Raw genomic sequence first — 2,706 nt, forward strand, 5'->3', positions numbered from 1 at the left:
ACGGGAACCACCAGCCATCCTTGCATCCGATATCCTTTCTAGCTTTTCTTACAGAAAATAAAAAACCTCTCCTTGAGGGAGAGGTTTCATTTAACACTGCTTTCACAATGGAGACAAAGATTAGTTTTTAACCTTTGTCACAGAAGTCTAATTCTGTGTTTCAAGTGCCTTTTCAGACACATCCACCACGTTGTGGCTAGGCTCTTGAGGGTCCAATTTGATGAACAGCGCCAATAGGCCCATTGCCGCCATACCCCAGAACACCAGCGCGCCCCAGTGCTCGTAACCCCAACCACTGAGTACCGTCATCAGCGCGATAAATGCGCCAAGCGGGATCGCGTTGTATAGCGCTTGCAGCGCCACCATTTTGTGCTCTTCAGAGTTTTGGATGTATTGAATGGCCGCAATGTGCGCCGTCGCGAATGTCACACCGTGCAGAAGTTGCACGATAACCAACGCAACGATAGACGTTGTTGCTGCGGTCATGCCCCAACGCATCATCACACCACAAGCTGCAACAATAAACAGCGTGCGCAGCGCCCAACCAGCAAACAGACGCTTGCTCAATGCAAACACAGCCACTTCTGCCGCAACGCCTAGACTCCACAAGTAGCCGATCACGTCTTCTGAGTGACCCGCCGCTTTCCAGTGAATGGCACTAAAGCCGTAGTACGCCGCATGGCTACCTTGGATAAGTGACACCAAAACCAAGAACTTCACCACTGATTTATCGGTAAGCAGTGCGGATAATTTCGGACGTTCAGCATGCTGGTCACCGCGAGTGACAGGCATTGGATTGATACTGCGCATCGCGAAAAGCAATGAAAAGAACACCCCCACCATCGCGGTGTACAGAATCATATCCGAGCCAAATTCTGCGACAAGGAAACCCACCACCGTCGAACCCGCAATGAAGGCTATAGACCCCCACAAACGCGTGCGACCGTAATCCAACATTTTCAAGCGAGCGTAGTAGTTTGCCATCGCGTCTGATAGCGGAACTACCGGACCACAACACAAGTTAAACAACACCGTTGCCAATGCCATAAGCCAAAAACTGCCGCCCGTAAAAAAGTGGAAACCAACAAAAATGAGGGCAGCAAAACTCAACCAACGCAACGTTGGCATTAGATGTTCAACTCGGTGTACACGAGGGGTAATGACGATGTTAGCCACGCAGCGTGTCGCCAAACCTAAACCAACCAGTAAACCAATGTCCGTGGAAGAAACGCCCTGCTCTTTAAACCACAACGACCAAAATGGCAGGTAAACGCCATACGCAAAAAAGAATCCGAGAAAGTACTGGGAAATCCAGCCATACGGAGAAGGTTTCAACATTACTAATATCCTAAATCGGGAACACCATCGCTCGAACCGTGGATTATGGATCGCTATGCGTATTAGAAAAAGGGAAGAATAGGCAACTTACCGTTTCCTCGATGTCATTCTGACTTTTGATGTGCCGAACTCGCCCATCAATGTCCAGCGGTTTAGACCAAAGTCGTCTGGCTTACGGCAAGAAATTTGTCAGACTTATACTGTGTTCCTCCCAATTTTAGGTGTCTCCATGCCTGACAAATTTAATATGCAATCTCCCCCGTTCGATCGTCTGACCGATGCTCAGCAAACTCGGCTGCGCTCGTCCTTAGATGTGGCGTACTATCGAACTCGAGATGTCATTTTATCTAGCGGGCAGACCAACCCTCACTTGCACATATTGATCAAAGGCGCAGTCGAAGAACGTTCCAAAGACCAATCCGAAGTGTTCGCTCATTACGCCAATGACGACATGTTTGATGTGCGTTCACTGTTTGAAGAATGCGTTCGACATCAATACATCGCGCTGGAAGACACCCTTTCGTACTTACTGCCAAAAGACGTTTTTCTCGAGCTTTATAACGAGAATGGCCAGTTCGCAGCTTACTTCGACAACAACTTATCCAAACGACAAGAACTCATCGAAGCCGCGCAGCAACAGCAAAACTTGGCCGAATTTATTCTGACCAAAGTCGATAACAGCATTTATCATCCGCCGATGATCCTCGCGCCAGAAACGCCAATCAACGAGGTAACTCGAACTCTAAAAGATAACGGCATCGATGCTGCATTGGTTCAGCTCCATGACGACGACCCGCGATTGGAAAAATGGCCGTCTGCTCACCCGTACGCCATCGTGACTCGTACCAACATGCTGCACTCGGTTATGTTGGATAAATGCGCCGTGGACACACCTGTAGGTGAGATCGCAACTTTCCCTGTCTACCATGTTGATAACGGGGATTTTCTGTTTAACGCCATGATCACCATGACACGTAATCGCATGAAACGTTTGATGGTCTTCGAAGGCAATCGCGCGGTGGGCATGCTCGACATGACACAGATTCTCAGCGCGTTTTCGACGCATTCCCACGTGTTAACACTCAGCATTGCACGAGCAAGCAGCGTAGAAGAACTGGCGTTGGCCTCAAACCGTCAACGTCAACTGGTAGAAAGCTTGCTGAGAAACGGCATCCGTACTCGCTTCATCATGGAGCTCATCTCTGCGGTAAACGAACAAATTATCGAAAAAGCCTTTGAACTGGTGGTGCCACCCGCTTTGCACGACCACTGTTGTTTGATCGTGCTGGGCTCAGAAGGGCGTGGCGAGCAAATTCTTAAGACCGACCAAGACAACGCGCTCATTGTTGAAGACGGGCTAGAATGGCC

At 49.2% G+C, this 2,706-nt stretch carries 2 protein-coding genes; one reads left to right on the forward strand and one right to left on the reverse strand.

Going from position 1 to position 2,706, the window contains the following annotated elements; translation table 11 throughout:
* Positions 1 to 147: 147 nt before the first annotated feature.
* On the reverse strand, positions 148 to 1,338 hold the full coding sequence (locus R7P67_RS22995) for a 3-phenylpropionate MFS transporter (protein ID WP_024702523.1): 1,191 nt from the start codon (positions 1,336 to 1,338) through the stop codon (positions 148 to 150).
* Positions 1,339 to 1,567: 229 nt separating this feature from the next.
* Between R7P67_RS22995 and R7P67_RS23000 the strand changes: the two genes are divergently transcribed.
* A partial coding sequence (locus R7P67_RS23000; protein WP_318086100.1) for a DUF294 nucleotidyltransferase-like domain-containing protein occupies positions 1,568 to 2,706 on the forward strand: 1,139 nt, incomplete at its 3' end.

The sequence above is a fragment of the Vibrio sp. Vb0937 genome (assembly GCF_033338855.1).

What these genes read in the sequence shown, in the direction of transcription:
- R7P67_RS22995 (WP_024702523.1), bottom strand. Translation starts at nt 1,338, where the DNA reads ATGTTGAAACCTTCTCCGTATGGCTGGATTTCCCAGTACTTTCTCGGA.